Below are 16,114 nucleotides of genomic sequence, written 5' to 3' on the forward strand. Positions count from 1 at the left end.
CCCAATCCTAATTATTTGACAACAATAAACTCCCCTTTGTGCCAAATACCAATACTTGTTTTTTTATTGTTTATATCAACCAACTGAAGGTTAACCGCTAAATTAGGTAGGAGATAATAACGCTCACGACAAACACCTTCTGCGCCATATTTTAACTTTTCAGTTAAACAAGGACCTGATGCGACAACGCGAAAAGAACTATTTCCTAAATTAGCCACTTTATTTTTTTCATAGTTATATTTGAAATTTTCAATCCTTGGTGCAATAACTAAAATCGTACTTATTGTTGCTGATGTTGTTGCAGAAGCTGATTTAGTACTTTTCGTCATTCCACTTTCACTAATTGGATCATCTGTCCAGTTTAACCGATAATAACGTTCCTGCTCGTCTTTTGGGCCTTGATAGATAATTTTAAAAATATCCTTTGATTTACCTGGCAGTATAATATTCGCTGGTGTTGACAGTATTTCGTTAGGATCGTTAATAGGAATAACCTTCCCACCTTCAAGTGGAGAATCAATTTTTTCAATACTTAAATTAACTAATCTTGCTGCATCAACAGTATTTTCAATTTCTTTTGCTAAGGTTTCTTCACCTGAAGAAATAATTTCCGTAATATTACCAACATTAACAGCCAAACTATTTTTTAGTGGTAGCATTGATAATAAAATGACTGCAAATGTAATTTTATTCATTATAAAAACTCAAATAGAAAACGATAAAGATCAACATCCTTATATTCTCTTTATCGTAATATAAGATTTATTATTTAACTCATGGAGCAGTTTATGGAGTAACGAAAGTGCCTTCCCAGTTTGCAGTAAACTGAACTTTCACGTCACCATCCCAAACACCATCAGCTAAATCTTTAAATTCAGCGGTTGCGCCTGCGGCTTTAGCATTAGCAATAACGAAAGTGAACTCACCACGGTCAGTTGAACGGTCTGAACCATCCCAAATACCTTCTGCGGCTAAGTTATCTAAACCTGAAGTAATACCTTGCGCAACATCAATTAGTGTTGTGTCAGCAGTGGTATCTAAGTCAGTACCATTCCATTTAACACCCACTTCTAATGTCGAATCATCAGTGGTTCTTGCTAACGTGTTTGCAATGATTTTTGACGTTAATTTAAAATCAGTTGCACCTGATTGGCCTTGAATAGCAACATCAAATGCGCCATTTTGTTGGTTAAAGCTTTTTTGACCTTCCGCATAATTAAAGGTTAAGCTTTTCAGAGGGGTAACAACTAACATACTTGTCGTATCTTTAATTGCAGTCGCTTGCCACGTAGCTGTCGCTTGAGCAGTACGCGTATCCGCGTTTGCAACGGTAGCAAAAGAAGCAGCAATAACCCCAGATAATAATACAGATGCCATTTTTTTATTAAACATATTGTTCTCTCTAATTAATATTAAAAATATAACAAATAGAAAATTACATAGTATAAAAAACACTTAACTGTGTTTTTTATAAAATATAATCTGACCACCTTTAAAGTTTATTTAATATAGTTATTGTTCTTTGCTAGAAACGAAATCCATTAAATACCGACTTAATGTATAGTTTTCTTTTTTATCCATTTCATTTTTTAACTTATTCTCATTCTCTTTTTCATTTTGAACAAAGAGAATGAGATCCACCCAACTTTTATCGAGAAAAGTTAATAGTTGGTGTAATTGATCAAGTGTTAATGGCGTTTTTCCTGTTTCATAACGAGAAATCTGTTGCTGACTTACGTGCATTAACTTTGCTAACTGCTTGCCGGTTAGATTTTTTTCTCGTCTGGACTTTCTCAAGAAAAAACCAGCATAATAACTTAACTTATTTGATTCCATAAGCATTTCCAAAACTTTCCCAACGGTGAAATAAAACGAATAACTCGATAAAAACGATTATTAATATATTTATGTTACTAGCTAAATAATTCAAAACTTAATTATTCGTAACTAATTTGTTCTTAATAATATAAATGGATACAAAATCGTGTAAAAATGTTTAAAGCTATTAAAAATGGATTAATCCATAGCCAAATTCTATCTAAATATTTTTCTCGCAACATTTACCCGGCCAAAAATGATAAAAAACACGTAATCAGAGTATTGAATTAAGAAGTAACTATGTGATTAATAGATTAATTTTAAATGTTAAAATAATGTTTTTAATATACGAAAAATAAGTTATAGCTATAATTACTTATTTTTTGAAATATATATTATGGACACCTAATTTAATAGGTATTTTCATTTTGTTACAAATTGGCATGAAGTGTATTATTTGGGCAGGAATTTAACACCAAATACGAGTATTAAGGTTTTTCACCTGAATAATATTCGATATCTAGTGTTAAGATCGAGTACACCAAGCTTATCCTTGGGGAAGAGAAATTGTACTCTTTGCTTTTCAACTTTTCAAAGCATTATAAAAATACCAACAATGGCTAAAATAACATTTCCAAATGAAATAGTTCATCAATGATATAAAAAAAAATGCATTTTTGATCGTCACAATAGCGCATAAAAAAACATCTAATTCCCGCTATTATATTAATAATGAAATAAAATGAGTTACTGTTCGAAATCAAAAATAGGCGCCTTACTAGCAGTATGCGTTGTAAAATCGTCATATACAAAAACAATAAACGCATTTTATGCGTATACCGCCTATTCATTACGATATGAATCAGTGAAATAAAATGTATCCAGGAGACAGGTATCGGTGATGAAACTGAGTGACTAGCACAAATAAAAGCCATAAAAAAAGCCCCGAGCAAATTGCTCAGGGCTTCAATATTTGGCGGAACGGACGGGACTCGAACCCGCGACCCCCTGCGTGACAGGCAGGTATTCTAACCAACTGAACTACCGCTCCGAATGTTCCCTGTTGGGAACGCATGCATATTACGAAGACTTCATTATGCAGTCAATACTTTTTCTTGAAAAATCGTGCAGTTGAACAGTTTTTAGCCTTAAAGTGATGTAATAACTAATGCTTTCTTTATTAAGCTTATTTATTTCAAATCAACCACACTTAATGCAAGTTTTCTTCTTCTTCATCTGACTGCCGCCACAGGCAAGGTTTCCCACCTTTCTTATCAACAATATCAAGGCGGGCTTCATGGGCAATAAGTTCTTCGTCGGAAGCATACAACACCTTTAAACCACTTGATGGGCGCTCAATACGCTGAATTTCATACGCTTGCTCATTATTTGCTGATTCGGCATCCATCGAAAATGATAACGATGTTTGCCCACCCGTCATCGCAAGATACACATCCGACAAGATTTCAGCATCGAGTAACGCGCCATGCAGCATACGTTTAGAGTTATCAATTAAATATCGGTCACATAAAGCATCCAAGTTATTTCGTTTACCTGGAAACAACTTGCGCGCTAACACTAAGCTATCAGTGATAGTACAAAAATCAGCGGTTGGTGGAATACCTTTATTGAGCTTACGAAATTCATAGTCCATAAAGCCAATATCGAAGGGAGCGTTATGAATAACGAGCTCTGCGCCACGAATAAATTCAAGGAACTCATCGGCAATGTCTGCAAATACAGGTTTATCCTGTAAAAATTCATCACTGATCCCATGCACTTCAAATGCTTCGGGGTCGACTAAACGGTTAGGTTTGATATACACATGAAAATTACGGCCAGTTAAGCGCCGATTAATCACTTCAACTGCACCAATTTCAATAATGTTATGGCCTTCATAATGAACACCAAGCTTGTTCATACCTGTGGTTTCAGTATCGAGGACAATTTGTCGGGTTATCGCCGTGCTCATAATGGTATTTTGTGTCAAACTAGAGGTGAATGAATAATATAGAGTGTACCAGAAATGACAAAGCAGGTAGAAATTTTCACGGACGGTTCCTGTTTAGGTAACCCTGGTCCTGGAGGATACGGTGTTGTCCTTCGTTATCAACAACATGAAAAAACACTTAGCGATGGCTATTTTATGACGACCAATAATCGCATGGAACTGCTTGCCGCTATTGTCGCGCTTGAATCCCTTAAAAGACCGTGCGACATCATCTTAACAACCGATAGCCAATATGTTCGCCAAGGTATTACTCAGTGGATCCATGGCTGGAAACGCAAGCAATGGCGAAAAGCAGACAAATCCCCTGTGGTTAATGTCGATTTATGGAAGCGTCTCGATGAGGCAATCCAGCCTCATACCATTGATTGGCGCTGGGTTAAAGGCCATGCAGGTCATCCTGAAAATGAGAAATGTGATGAGCTTGCACGTGAAGCCGCTTCGTCTCCAACCAAAGAAGATACAGGTTACCAACCCGCCAAAGACTAATCGCACACCTTTTCAGTGCGCTTACTTAACTCCTTTGCCGCGCCTAGTGCCGTCCCAATTTTTACTTTTGGCTGTTTAAATTTTAGCGGTGTTGGCGTGAGCGGGTAGGTCCGTTTTCGCGCCACGATGACACTCAGCACACCAATTCCACCACAATTTTTATTGACCCGCCGCTGCGGGCTCATCCAAGGAATGACATGGCAATTCCGATGATATAGAACCTCATAATTTAATAAGCTCAGCCAATCAAATACCCTAACCGACGGAAAGAAACGGCTACAATAAGGCTGTTTTTTACGTAAAACAGGAACCAACTTCGCTAACCCTGCAAGGCTAAATGGATTAAACCCCGAAATAACTAACCATCCATCATCCATTAATACCCGATCAACCTCTCTCAATAACCAATGCGGATCGTGGCTATAAGCTAAACAATGTGATACTAAACAGGCATCAATCGACTTTGCAGTAAAGGGTAAGGCATCGGGTTGCGCAATAAGGTTAAAGCGGGGATCATTCTCCCCCACATTAAACTGATGGGAGATTAAACATTCTTCGGTATGGATTTCAGTGCTTAAATGCCCTAACTTAAGGAGATGAAAACCAAACATTTTCGGCCACCAAGGGCGAAGCTGGTTTTCCAGTGCTTGCCGATATTGTTCGCCAAAAGGAATATCAGACCAACTAACGGGCATTTGAATTTTTTTATCAATACGCGCAGGTTTCATGAAATCCCCCTATTAAACAGTTTTTGAGGTCATTATGGAGTTAATCCGAGTCCCCGCTTTAAATGATAACTATATTTGGGTTTTAGCGGATAACCAAAAGCAGTGTATCATCGTTGATCCTGCTGAGGCAGAGCCTGTGCTCGAAATAATCACCCAGAAGCATTTAACCCCTGTGGCTATCTTACTTACTCACCACCATAATGATCATACCGGTGGTGTGGAAGAAATTTTAAGCAAATTTACAACGTTACCTGTATTTGGCTCAAAAGAAACCGCCGATAAAGGCGCAACTGAATTAGTTGAAGAAGGCGGCAATGTTGTCATCAATCAATTCAACTTCCGTGTAATCTCTTTATCTGGGCATACGACTAACCATATTGGTTTCTATCAAGCACCTTATTTATTCTGTGGTGATACTTTATTTTCGGCAGGTTGTGGCCGCATTTTTGAAGGTACGCCTGAACAAATGTATCAATCTATTCAAAAAATTGCTGTGCTACCCGATGACACCCTCGTTTGCTGTGCCCACGAATATACCTTATCAAACTTAAAATTTGCTCATCACATTTGGCCTGAAAATGAAGCAATTACACAATATTTACAAAAAATAACGCAAATGCGTGACAAAAATCAACCTACAGTTCCTACTACATTGAAAATAGAGAAAAAAATAAATATTTTTCTTCAATGCGATAATCAACAATTACAGAGAAAATTGCAAATTAATATGCAAAATCCGCCTTTAAGGGCCGTTTTTACCCTGTTACGTCAATTAAAAGACCAATATTGAAGTTTATTGATTGTCATCTCGGGGTGGGATAAGTATTATTGTTCGACTTTTAAACATTAAAATGAAGAACAATAGAAAAAATGAAGATAATCGCGACGCTTATCGCCATTGTTCTGCTGGCTGGATGCCAAACTGCCCCAAAAAAAGTTAAGCAGAATAAACCCACAGTAAATCATACAATTGAAACCATTGCTTCACATAACCAAGCGGCTAGCCGACAACAATCTAAAGTTGATTATGATTTATGGGGCTATATTAGTGATGAATTAAAAATGGATATCCCTGATAACCCACAAATTAGGGAAATGGCCAACAGTTATATGAATAAACAAAGTTTTGTCTACGATGTGGCATTAAGGGCTGAGCCTTATATGTACCTCATCGTAGACGAAATTAATGAACGTAACCTCCCCATGGAGTTAGCCTTAATTCCAATTATTGAAAGTTCTTTTAATCCAAAAGCGACCTCTCCTGCACAAGCGGCGGGTTTGTGGCAAATTGTGCCAATTACAGCCCGTTCATATGGGTTAAAACAAACACAGTGGGTTGACGAACGCCGAGATGTTCTTTCATCCACTAATGCAGCATTTGATTTACTTGAGAACCTAAATGTAATGTTCGGTCATGATTGGGAACTCACCTTAGCGGCATATAATTGCGGTGAAGGCTGCGTACAAAACGCGATTAAAAAGAACGAAGCAGCAGGCCTACCAACTGATTTTTGGTCATTATCATTACCGAAAGAAACCAAGCAGTATGTGCCTAAAATTTTAGCGCTGAGTAAGGTGTTAAAAAATCCAGAGCAGTACCAAGTAAATTTACCGACAAGCAATAAAAACAGAGCACTAACACAAGTGGATGTTGGCCAGCAAATTACTTTATCCCAAGCAGCAGAGCTGGCAGGGTTAACGGTTGAGTCTGTCAAAACCTATAATTCAGGTTACACCCGTGGAATTACATCCCCCACAGGGCCACACTATATTATGTTACCCACCGCAAAAGCGGAGCAATTCAAAACCTCATTGACAGACCAAGAGGTGCTAGAAACGATCCGCCTTGCAGCAGTGCAAAACCAACAAACTAAAGCAATAGCGCAACCAACAGCCATTTCAACGGCTCGCCAAAATCGCGCCAAGATCACCACATATAAAGTTCGTAAAGGTGAATCTATTGCCAGTATTGCTAAAAAATTCAATACGACAGCAAAAAACATTCAACAGCTAAATGGCCTAAAAACAGCCAGCGTGATTAAACCCGGCCAAACCCTCAAAGTTACAGGTGTAACCCCAGCCGCTAATATCCGTAAAAGCACAGTATACAAAGTTCGCAAAGGTGATTCTTATTACAGCATTGCAAAACGCCATGGTATCAAGCTTAATGATTTAATGACTTGGAACTCTGGTGTGAAAATGGCAGATCTGAAACCTGGAGTTACCTTAAATCTCTATCTCTAAGTTGCAACCTAATTTAAAAACCTTTACTTCCTATCGTGAAGGTTTTTAAATATTTAAATATCTTATCTCATTAGTTAAATAAAATTATTTAAATACCCTAAATGGAGTAATACTTTTTGTTCCGTGCTTTGTATGAATTTTTATCTCTGATTGCATTAAAATACACTGAGCACTTAAACGATTTAAATATACTATAAAATTGTGTTTAGTCAGAACATACCGTAAAAGCTCCCTCACAGCCTCCCACGAAAGTAGAAAAAAGTAGTTAATAGAGGGTGACTTATGTGATAATAATGATATTATTATATCTAACCTAAAGCGGTTCTTACTGCTAGTCTGTATTTGAATATCACTTATGTTAATAGTATAAACTTTCAGGCATTCAATGTTTTTATAATAATTTTATATTATTCAATATATTAACAACCTATGTTTTCATATTGAACACAAGTGCTTTTAATTCGTTATTATGGCTGTTTTATTGATATAAAAAGATACATAGCAAAAGTCAGATTCGCCTGCGGAGGTGATTATGGATGAATACTCACCCAAAAGACATGATATAGCAGAACTTAAATACTTATGTAATAGTCTGAATCGAGACGCTATTTTAAGTTTACAACAAACAAATACACATTGGATTAATGACTTAAGCTCTGAGCAGAGTGCAGCGCTTAATGAGCTCATAGAGCATATCGCCGCATTCGTTTGGCGATTTAAAATCAAATATCCAAAAGAAAATCTTGTTATCTCATTAATCGAAGAGTATCTCGATGAGACTTACGATTTATTTGGAAGCCCAATCATCACATTGAGTGAAATTATTGATTGGGAAACGATGAATCAAAATCTTGTCGCTGTGCTGGATGACGATCTAAAATGTCTAACCAGCAAAACTTAAGACTTTATTTATCTTTAGTCTAACTATCACATTGTATATTACCGAGTTATTTCTCATAAAAGAAAGGGCGTTATGACCAAATCTGATTATCTGATGCGTTTAAGAAAATGCACAACAATTGAAACACTTGAGCGAGTGATTGAAAAAAATAAGTATGAATTATCTGATGATGAGCTGGAACTGTTTTACTCAGCAGCAGACCACCGTCTCGCTGAACTAACAATGAATAAGCTCTACGATAAAATCCCTGCTTCTGTTTGGAAATTTGTTAGATAATATTTTATAAACACGCACAGATAGTAAATGGTTATAGCCGGTAACCACATTTATCGGCTGAACTCATTATCACTCAAGCACAATTATTGGCATTATTTTAATGCTAATACCCTCTTTTACCGTTTATTTCTTACCTTAAGCTTAAACCTCGTCCCACTTTAACAATTAATGCGTTTTTTTAACTTTTTGCTATTTATATATTAGGCATTATTTAAAAAAATAAAATCCAATTTAACATTTATCTAAATTTAAATGTTAAATAAGTTAGACGTAAATTATTACGTTATCAGTAATGGATTTAATGCTTTTAAATAATATTAAAGGATGAATCAAGAAAGGAATTTTGGGTGGGAGCCCTGCCAGCGACATCCCGGCACACACGACCCCTGCTATGGCTGCTTCCTTCCGGACCTGACCAAGTTAACAAGTTAGCGTTGCGGGAGAACCAACAGAGCCCCCATTGAATGCTTCTCTCGAAGCAAGGGCATTATGCTCGATAGTCGCTTAAATAGCAAGAATGCTGCGGCTAAGTGCTGATTTATTACACAAATCAGGCAATGTATCCCCTAAATAGTCAAAACATTAGGTTGTCGTTAAAATAGTGCTAATTTGCAGGCACCATTAATAATTCAACATTTTTGGTTACGCCGTTATTAATCACTTCAACCACAGAATCTGTGATATAGAGTAGCTTACCATCGACATTAACCGTTGCATTCACAGTCAATTTACCTTCTGGCCTTACTTCATTCTTATGATACGTTAACTCAAAAGGTATCGTCGGGCGATTATTCAGCGAGTCGTAATATTTTTGAGACAAAATGAGCGCGGGTAAATCCGCAATAGAAGTATCTGCTAATGTGACGGTCACAATCGCCCCCGAGGGGATAACAGAACTCTGCACAATCACAACACGCCCTTCGATTTTTCCTGAATCAACAGTTTGGTTGTTATGGCTCGCTTTACTATTCAACATTTTTTCACTTGGCTTTGTGCTATTCCCTTCACAGCCGATTAAAGAAAAAACAAATAGTAAGCTGATAAAGTAGCGTAAAAACATCATAGTTATTACCTATAAGACAATGTTTTTTAAAACATTTTAAAAAATTGAAATTAGAGAGTCTTTTTTTGATATGGGAATTGAAAAAAGTATAACTAATTTGAATCAAATAATAAAATAATATTTCAAATTGTAACCATAAGTAAGTGTAAATTTACCATACACAATCTACCTACCTATTTTGGTAAAATAATGGGAAAATACTGGTATCTCATTATTTTTAACTGTATTAAGGTAATTATGAGCCCAGAATTACAGAACTTAATTAGCCTCATCGAGCTAGAAAAAATAGAAGAAGGCATTTTCAGAGGGCAAAGCGAAGACCTTGGTTTGCCACAAGTTTTTGGTGGCCAAGTAGTTGGGCAAGCTATGTATGCAGCCGAACAAACACTCCCTGAAGATCGCTTTATTAACTCTTTTCACAGTTATTTTTTGCGTCCTGGTGATAGCTCTCGCCCTATAGTGTACGACGTGGAGATTTTACGTGATGGTGGGAGTTTTAGTGCGCGACGTATCAGTGCCATCCAAAATGGCAAACCTATTTTTTTTATGACTGCGTCATTTCAGACCCAAGAAGAAGGCTACTCGCATCAAAATTTAATGCCTGACGTTCCACCACCGTCTCAATTAATTTCTCAAGATGATATTGTGCAAGCGTTGGCCAATAAATTACCCGAAGCTGTCAAAAAATATGCATTGAGGCCTAACCCTTTCGAATTTAGACCCGTGGAATTCTATAGTCCATTCGATGCTCCACCTCAAGAACCCTTCCGCTATATCTGGTTTAAAGCGAAAGGGCAATTACCGAATATACCGTCACTACACCATTATTTATTAGGCTATGCTTCTGACTATAATTTCTTACCTGCGGCTTTACAGCCCCATGGTCGTGGTTTTATGGAAAGAGACTTACAAGTTGCCACCATTGATCACTCAATGTGGTTTCATCGCCCTTTTAAAATTGATGATTGGTTACTTTATGCCGTCGAAAGCCCGTCAGCATCAGGTGGAAGGGGTTTTGTGAAAGGGCAAATCTATAATCCTCAAGGTGACCTTGTTGCAACTGCCGTGCAAGAAGGTGTTATACGCCAGAGACAACCACGCTAGGCAACATTCTTGAGACGTAAGTGATTACTCACTTATTCGGCTAAAAAGGTAATGGCAGCGTCATGCATACTGCCATTATCAATTTGAATAGAACACAGCTTTATCCTGAATTCATAAGTAGAAAAACGTGATGGCCTTAGTTATAAGCACTTTCACCGTGGGAAGTAATGTCCAAACCTTCTCTTTCCTTTTCAACACCAATTCTTAGCCCTGATGTCTTAGCTGCAACCATAAAGGCAATAAACGCAACAACAGCGGTCCATACAACACAGACTAAGATGCTAAATGCTTGGATGCCAACTTGTTTTAGCATTGTGATACCTTCCGCGAAACCACTTCCACCTAATGCACTTGAAGTGAACACCCCCGTCAGCAAACAGCCTAAAATACCACAGACACCATGAACGCCAAAAACGTCACAAACATCATCAACTTTCAGCTTACGTTTCAGTATTACCACGCCCCATAAACCTGCAATCCCTGAAAGCAACCCAATGATCAATGCACCGCCTACGCCAACGGTTCCTGCCGCAGGCGTCACACCGACAAGACCTGCTAAACAACCTGAGCAAGCGCCTAATAAGGAAGGCTTTTCTCTAAAAATCCACTCTGCTAATGTCCATGATAAAATCGCGCCAGACGCCGCAGCAACGGTGTTCACAAAAGCTAAAGCCGCAATACCATCTGCGCTTCCCGCAGACCCTGCATTGAAGCCAAACCAACCAATAAACAAAATGGATGTTCCCATAAATACCATCGGTAAGTTATGGGGTTTAATCGCCTCTTTCCCTAAGCCTGTACGATGACCAAGTAAGTAAGCGCCAACTAAACCCGCAACTGCCGCATTAATATGTACCACAGTTCCTCCCGCAAAATCCAATGCACCGTCTTGCGAAAGAATACCGCCGCCCCACACCATGTGCGCCATGGGCAAATAAGCAAAAGTAGTCCAAATAACAGTAAAAATTAAAACGGCTGAAAATTTGATCCGCTCACCTAAAGCACCGACCACCAACGCCACGGTTAAACAGGCAAATGCGCCTTGAAATGCCACATGGACAAACTGCGGGATCGTGGCAGATAAGCTTTCCACCGTAATACCGTTTAACATAACTAGGCTAAATCCCCCAAAAAAGGCATTCCCTTCACTGAACGCTAAACTGTATCCATAAATAATCCAAATAACAGAAACTAACGCTAAAATCACAGTCGTCTGCGCCATGAGTGAAAGGACGTTTTTACTTCTTAATAACCCGCCATAAAACAACGCAATCCCTGGGACAATCATGAAGATCACCAAGGCCGTCGCTATCATCATAAAAGCATTGTCTGCTTTATCTAGTCCCCCTTGCGAAGCCAAAACGCTCATTGGAAAACCACCCACTGCTACTAATGTGTATTGAAACCATTTACGCATCGTCGTTCTCCTAAAGTGCTTCATCTTGTTTTTCGCCAGTACGAATTCGTACGGCTTGCTCTAATGGCAAAATAAATATTTTCCCATCACCAACTTGGCCGGTATGCGCTTTTTTCTCTACCGTTTCAATCACTAGCTCGACTAGCTCATCAGGAACAGCAATCTCCATTCTCACTTTAGGTAAAAAATCGACAGTATACTCTGCCCCCCTGTACAGTTCTGCATGCCCCTTTTGCCTACCAAACCCACGTACTTCTGTTATGGTCATTCCTTGAATGCCAATTTCAGATAGCGCTTCACGCACTTCATCTAACTTAAATGGTTTAATGATTACGATGATATATTTCATTTTTACTCCTATAAGTCATGCTAGTAACGACTCACTCTCGATGAGCTGCACTAACTTAAGAGCAAAACCCATGCCAAAAAATATTTATCGTTTAAATTCAATTAGAAACCACAAAATAAAAAACCACTCAAAAGAGTGGTTTTCAGGTGTGCATTATAATAGTGCAGAATAATTAGCTAGGAACTGCCTCAACCTCAGCATCACAACGGGCATTTAAGGACTCACCAACCTGTTGCAACTGGTACATTTGGTAATAACGCCCTTTTTGTTGTAAAAGATGCGAGTGAGTGCCTTTCTCAACAATTGCACCGCGATGTAGCACAATCACTTCGTCAGCATCAACGATGGTTGATAAACGGTGTGCAATGACCACTAATGTTGTATTTTCACGAATAACACGCAGCGCCTTTTGAATCGCTTGCTCTGTACCTGAATCGATATTAGCGGTGGCTTCGTCTAAAATGAGGATTTTAGGCGTCACCACTAATACCCTCGCCATTGCCAATAACTGTCGCTGCCCAACCGATAATGTATTACCTTGCTCACCAAGTACCGTATCTAAGCCATCAGGAAGCTGACGAACTAAGCCCGCAAGCTGCACAGTTTCCAGCACTTCCCATACTTTGTCTTGGCTGACATCACGCCCTAACGCCACATTATCAAAAAATGAAGATGCTAATACGACAGGGTCTTGTTGAACCATCGCAATTCCATTACGTAACGCTTGGTGCGATAACGTATGCAAATCACGGCCATCAAGCAATATTTCACCTTCTTGCCACGGGTAATACCCCATAATCAAGTTAGCAATCGTGCTTTTACCGCTACCCGTATGACCAACCAACGCAATAAAATGGTTATTCGGCACATGCAGGTTAATATCCTTCACGACTAATTTGTCGTCACGGTAGGCAAAAGAAACGTGATTAATGGTGATTGAGCCGCCTTGTAATGGTGCAATACTTTCGCCGTACCCTTGCTGTGGGCTATCCATTAATTCAAAAACACGCTCGCCAGAAACCACCGCCTGCTGCAACATTGATTGCTGTGAGGTTAATTCAATCAGTGGCTCATTTAATCGACCTAAATAATTGATAAAGGCGTATAACACCCCGACACCAATGGTTGTAGTCCCTTCAACCCCAAATAGAAATAGCAATCCACACAAAATAGAGGCAGAAAACAAACTCAGTAATGGACGTAACAACAAGCCATCCAACTTTAAGGCTTTCATTCTTGCTAGGTAGTGATTTTGGCTCACATCCTGCATTTTTGCGCCAAACCGAGCTTGCTGCAAAAATTGTTGGATTACCGTCATGCCGTTAATCACTTCGTTAAATCCGTTATTAATATCCGCAAGATATGAACGAACTCGTCGAATAATCGGTGTACTTAAGCGCTGATAAGCAATCATCACAACAAGTACCGCAGGGAAAATCATGACGGCAACAGATGCCATTCGCCATTCAAGGGAAAACATTGCCACTAACATGGCACAAATCAGTGCTAAGCTACGAAATACGGTGGGAACAACCATAACAAATAGGTCTTTGATCACCTCAGTATCATTGGTGACGCGAGAAATTAGCTGCCCAACTGGTTGTTTATCAAATGCACTTAATGGCTGCCTAAGCGCTGCATTCATCACGTCAGTTCGCAAGTTTTGCACCACACCAACAGCTGCCTTATTAAATAAAATAATTTGATAATAATGAAGTAGTGCAGCAATTACTTGTAGCAATATGAAGCCAACAGCCATGTATAAGGTCAATGGCATGATGATTTCTTTTTTAGCGACCATATTATCAATAAAATAGCTAACGAGCAGGGGCCCACTGACCTCCGCGATTGCCGCTAGCCATAACATGCCGATGGCGATCCCCATCGTGCTACGATAAGCCTTTCCATAAGAAAGAAGCCGTTTCAGCGCAGGCCAAAGTGGTTTTTTCTGGCTCATAGTTCACCATCCAAAGCCGCTTCAATCTGTTGATAATGGTACATATCTTTATACCAGCCCGACTGACCTATGAGGGACTCATGCTCACCTTGAGCCGTAATTGTTCCTTGGGATAGCACTAAAATGTTGTCAGCTTCCACTAAGGCAGATAAACGATGCGCACTAATAATGAGTGTTCGTCCTTGTCGCCAGCGGCTTAAATTCTGCAAAATAGTAAATTCTGTCTGCCCATCTACTGCGGAAAGGGAATCATCCAATACCAGTATTTCGGCATTTTGCAAAATCGCCCGCGCAATGGAAATACGTTGTTTTTGCCCGCCTGAAAGCATCACGCCCCGCTCACCCACTTGTGTGTCGTAACCTTCTGGCAAACGTAAGATATCATCATGCACACAGGCAATTCGTGCCGCTTCTTCAATTTCAATTTGCGTGGCACCTGGCCTGCCAAGAGCTATGTTTCCTGCCACAGTATCTGAAAACAAGAAAGGAGATTGGTTCACAATCGATAACCTTGCACGCCATTCATCTAATTTGATTTCAGGTAACGGCAAACCTTGATAGCAAATACGTCCTTCCGTCACATCAAATTGGCGCTGTAATAATGTTAATAACGTGGATTTCCCTGAACCAGTCGGCCCACAGATTCCTAAAAACTGCCCTGGTTTTAAATTGAATTGTACGTTGTGCAATGAGGTTCGAGCTGTTTCTGGGTAGCTAAAAGCGGTAATATTCACACTCAATTCACCTTTTTCGGGTTGCAATGAATGTGAGCCGTCGTTAATCACCAGAGGCTCATTTAATAAACTTAAAATTCGGCTATAAGCGGCACTACCCCGCTCAACAATATTAAACATCCAAGCCAATGCTAACATCGGCCAAATCATTAACCCTAAATACATAATGAAGCTGGTTAACTCACCTAATGTTAGCGTTCCTTCTAAAACCATCCAGCTGCCACCCGCTATGGCAAGTAGATTCGCCATACCTATTGCCATAAATATGGTTGGGTCAAAACGCGCATCAATTTTTGCGACATGCATATTACGGCGGCCAGCTTCGGTTGCCACTTGCTCAAACTGGTTAGATTGATGGTCTTCAAGGCCAAAAGCTTTGATCATACGAATGCTGGTTAAGCTTTCTTGTGCATGGTTATTTAATGATGAAAATGCACCTTGGGCATGCTTAAACCGATGGTGAAGCTGGTCCCCGTAGCGTTTGATGACGACTGCCATAATTGGCATTGGGATCAACGCCAGTAAGGTCAGTTGCCAACTTATTTCAACACTCATCATAATTAAGACAGCGCATCCCATAACCAGCGAATCAACTAACGTTAATACCCCTTCACCCGCTGCAAATACGACACGGTCAACATCATTTGTCGTGCGTGCGATCAAATCCCCTGTACGGTATTTCAGGTAAAACGCTTGGTTTTGCAGGCTTAATTGACGATAGAACTTCTGGCGTAATTGAACGGCTAATTTATAAGAGGCACCAAATAGCCAAAGCCGCCAAACATATCGCAAGCCATAGACAATTAATGCAATGAACAACATTAGCAGGACATAGTTGACCAACTGGCTTCTCTGCATGGTTTCTTTGCTAACCCCATCAACCACTACCCCAACGATGCGAGGCGGAATGAGCTGCAAGATAGCAATGACAATCAAAAAGCAAACAGCGCCAAGATAGCGCCGCCATTCACTTAAAAAATACCATTTGAGTTGTGAAAATAATCGCACGTATTACTGCCTTGAATA

At 39.3% G+C, this 16,114-nt stretch carries 16 protein-coding genes, 1 tRNA gene and 1 other RNA gene; 6 read left to right on the plus strand and 12 right to left on the minus strand.

The genetic code is table 11. From position 1 onward, the window contains the following. Positions 1-11: 11 nt before the first annotated feature. The 5 genes from ABWP91_RS08405 to dnaQ form a co-directional block, all read right to left on the minus strand. Entirely contained in the window at positions 12-695 is a 684-nt protein-coding gene (locus ABWP91_RS08405; protein WP_353242895.1) for an EcpB family pilus assembly chaperone, read from the minus strand. A gap of 91 nt (positions 696-786) precedes the next feature. After that, entirely contained in the window at positions 787-1,392 is a 606-nt protein-coding gene (gene ecpA / locus ABWP91_RS08410; protein ID WP_353242896.1) for a common pilus major fimbrillin subunit EcpA, read from the minus strand. A 120-nt stretch (positions 1,393-1,512) separates the two neighbouring features. Continuing rightward, on the minus strand, positions 1,513-1,836 hold the full coding sequence (locus ABWP91_RS08415) for a helix-turn-helix domain-containing protein (RefSeq protein ID WP_353242897.1): 324 nt from the start codon (positions 1,834-1,836) through the stop codon (positions 1,513-1,515). A gap of 956 nt (positions 1,837-2,792) precedes the next feature. Further along, positions 2,793-2,869, minus strand: a tRNA-Asp gene (locus ABWP91_RS08420). Between the two features lie 159 nt (positions 2,870-3,028). Continuing rightward, entirely contained in the window at positions 3,029-3,790 is a 762-nt protein-coding gene (gene dnaQ, locus ABWP91_RS08425; protein ID WP_353242898.1) for a DNA polymerase III subunit epsilon, read from the minus strand. A gap of 54 nt (positions 3,791-3,844) precedes the next feature. Between dnaQ and rnhA the strand changes: the two genes are divergently transcribed. Further along, positions 3,845-4,315, plus strand: coding sequence for a ribonuclease HI (gene rnhA, locus ABWP91_RS08430; protein WP_206084630.1), 471 nt, complete (start codon positions 3,845-3,847; stop codon positions 4,313-4,315). On the opposite strand, the gene ABWP91_RS08435 is transcribed toward rnhA, so the two are convergent. Beyond that, positions 4,312-5,043: a class I SAM-dependent methyltransferase gene (locus ABWP91_RS08435; protein WP_353242899.1), complete on the minus strand. Its 732-nt coding sequence runs from the start codon at positions 5,041-5,043 to the stop codon at positions 4,312-4,314. The genes rnhA and ABWP91_RS08435 overlap by 4 nt on opposite strands. A gap of 34 nt (positions 5,044-5,077) precedes the next feature. On the opposite strand from ABWP91_RS08435, the gene gloB reads away from it, so the two are divergent. The 4 genes from gloB to hha all read left to right on the plus strand — a co-directional run bounded on the left by gloB (position 5,078) and on the right by hha (position 8,464). Then, positions 5,078-5,833, plus strand: coding sequence for a hydroxyacylglutathione hydrolase (gene gloB, locus ABWP91_RS08440; protein ID WP_353242900.1), 756 nt, complete (start codon positions 5,078-5,080; stop codon positions 5,831-5,833). Between the two features lie 80 nt (positions 5,834-5,913). Continuing rightward, entirely contained in the window at positions 5,914-7,287 is a 1,374-nt protein-coding gene (mltD, locus tag ABWP91_RS08445; protein WP_353242901.1) for a murein transglycosylase D, read from the plus strand. Between the two features lie 532 nt (positions 7,288-7,819). Next, positions 7,820-8,188: an Hha toxicity modulator TomB gene (gene tomB, locus ABWP91_RS08450; protein WP_219245770.1), complete on the plus strand. Its 369-nt coding sequence runs from the start codon at positions 7,820-7,822 to the stop codon at positions 8,186-8,188. Positions 8,189-8,260: 72 nt separating this feature from the next. After that, positions 8,261-8,464, plus strand: coding sequence for a hemolysin expression-modulating protein Hha (gene hha / locus ABWP91_RS08455; protein ID WP_004905417.1), 204 nt, complete (start codon positions 8,261-8,263; stop codon positions 8,462-8,464). A gap of 354 nt (positions 8,465-8,818) precedes the next feature. Here hha and ffs read toward each other — a convergent pair. Further along, positions 8,819-8,915, minus strand: an RNA gene (gene ffs / locus ABWP91_RS08460) — signal recognition particle sRNA small type. A 153-nt stretch (positions 8,916-9,068) separates the two neighbouring features. After that, positions 9,069-9,527 carry a YbaY family lipoprotein gene (locus ABWP91_RS08465; RefSeq protein ID WP_353242902.1) on the minus strand — a complete coding sequence of 153 codons (459 nt, stop codon included), beginning with the start codon at positions 9,525-9,527 and terminating at the stop codon, positions 9,069-9,071. Between the two features lie 237 nt (positions 9,528-9,764). On the opposite strand from ABWP91_RS08465, the gene tesB reads away from it, so the two are divergent. Then, positions 9,765-10,631: an acyl-CoA thioesterase II gene (gene tesB, locus ABWP91_RS08470; RefSeq protein ID WP_353242903.1), complete on the plus strand. Its 867-nt coding sequence runs from the start codon at positions 9,765-9,767 to the stop codon at positions 10,629-10,631. Between the two features lie 136 nt (positions 10,632-10,767). Here the strand turns inward: tesB and amtB are convergent, their stop codons facing one another. The 4 genes from amtB to ABWP91_RS08490 form a co-directional block, all read right to left on the minus strand. Then, positions 10,768-12,072, minus strand: a complete 1,305-nt coding sequence (amtB, locus tag ABWP91_RS08475) for an ammonium transporter AmtB (RefSeq protein ID WP_353242904.1) — start codon at positions 12,070-12,072, stop codon at positions 10,768-10,770. After that, positions 12,059-12,397: a P-II family nitrogen regulator gene (locus tag ABWP91_RS08480; protein ID WP_353242905.1), complete on the minus strand. Its 339-nt coding sequence runs from the start codon at positions 12,395-12,397 to the stop codon at positions 12,059-12,061. The genes amtB and ABWP91_RS08480 overlap by 14 nt, the downstream gene beginning before the upstream one ends. 172 nt (positions 12,398-12,569) lie before the next feature. Beyond that, positions 12,570-14,354: a SmdB family multidrug efflux ABC transporter permease/ATP-binding protein gene (locus tag ABWP91_RS08485; protein ID WP_353242906.1), complete on the minus strand. Its 1,785-nt coding sequence runs from the start codon at positions 14,352-14,354 to the stop codon at positions 12,570-12,572. Next, complete coding sequence (locus tag ABWP91_RS08490) at positions 14,351-16,096, minus strand: SmdA family multidrug ABC transporter permease/ATP-binding protein (protein ID WP_353242907.1); 1,746 nt, start codon at positions 16,094-16,096, stop codon at positions 14,351-14,353. Before ABWP91_RS08490 ends, ABWP91_RS08485 begins: the two co-directional genes overlap by 4 nt. Positions 16,097-16,114: the final 18 nt, after the last annotated feature.

This window comes from Providencia sp. (genome assembly GCF_040396775.1).
In the GTDB taxonomy this organism is placed as follows: Bacteria; Pseudomonadota; Gammaproteobacteria; order Enterobacterales; family Enterobacteriaceae; genus Providencia.

What these genes read in the sequence shown, in the direction of transcription:
- ABWP91_RS08465 (WP_353242902.1), bottom strand. Translation starts at nt 9,527, where the DNA reads ATGATGTTTTTACGCTACTTTATCAGCTTACTATTTGTTTTTTCTTTA.
- gloB (WP_353242900.1), top strand. Translation starts at nt 5,078, where the DNA reads ATGGAGTTAATCCGAGTCCCCGCTTTAAATGATAACTATATTTGGGTT.
- ABWP91_RS08485 (WP_353242906.1), bottom strand. Translation starts at nt 14,354, where the DNA reads ATGAGCCAGAAAAAACCACTTTGGCCTGCGCTGAAACGGCTTCTTTCT.
- amtB (WP_353242904.1), bottom strand. Translation starts at nt 12,072, where the DNA reads ATGAAGCACTTTAGGAGAACGACGATGCGTAAATGGTTTCAATACACA.
- rnhA (WP_206084630.1), top strand. Translation starts at nt 3,845, where the DNA reads ATGACAAAGCAGGTAGAAATTTTCACGGACGGTTCCTGTTTAGGTAAC.
- hha (WP_004905417.1), top strand. Translation starts at nt 8,261, where the DNA reads ATGACCAAATCTGATTATCTGATGCGTTTAAGAAAATGCACAACAATT.
- ecpA (WP_353242896.1), bottom strand. Translation starts at nt 1,392, where the DNA reads ATGTTTAATAAAAAAATGGCATCTGTATTATTATCTGGGGTTATTGCT.
- dnaQ (WP_353242898.1), bottom strand. Translation starts at nt 3,790, where the DNA reads ATGAGCACGGCGATAACCCGACAAATTGTCCTCGATACTGAAACCACA.
- tesB (WP_353242903.1), top strand. Translation starts at nt 9,765, where the DNA reads ATGAGCCCAGAATTACAGAACTTAATTAGCCTCATCGAGCTAGAAAAA.
- tomB (WP_219245770.1), top strand. Translation starts at nt 7,820, where the DNA reads ATGGATGAATACTCACCCAAAAGACATGATATAGCAGAACTTAAATAC.
- ABWP91_RS08405 (WP_353242895.1), bottom strand. Translation starts at nt 695, where the DNA reads ATGAATAAAATTACATTTGCAGTCATTTTATTATCAATGCTACCACTA.
- ABWP91_RS08480 (WP_353242905.1), bottom strand. Translation starts at nt 12,397, where the DNA reads ATGAAATATATCATCGTAATCATTAAACCATTTAAGTTAGATGAAGTG.
- ABWP91_RS08435 (WP_353242899.1), bottom strand. Translation starts at nt 5,043, where the DNA reads ATGAAACCTGCGCGTATTGATAAAAAAATTCAAATGCCCGTTAGTTGG.
- mltD (WP_353242901.1), top strand. Translation starts at nt 5,914, where the DNA reads ATGAAGATAATCGCGACGCTTATCGCCATTGTTCTGCTGGCTGGATGC.
- ABWP91_RS08415 (WP_353242897.1), bottom strand. Translation starts at nt 1,836, where the DNA reads ATGGAATCAAATAAGTTAAGTTATTATGCTGGTTTTTTCTTGAGAAAG.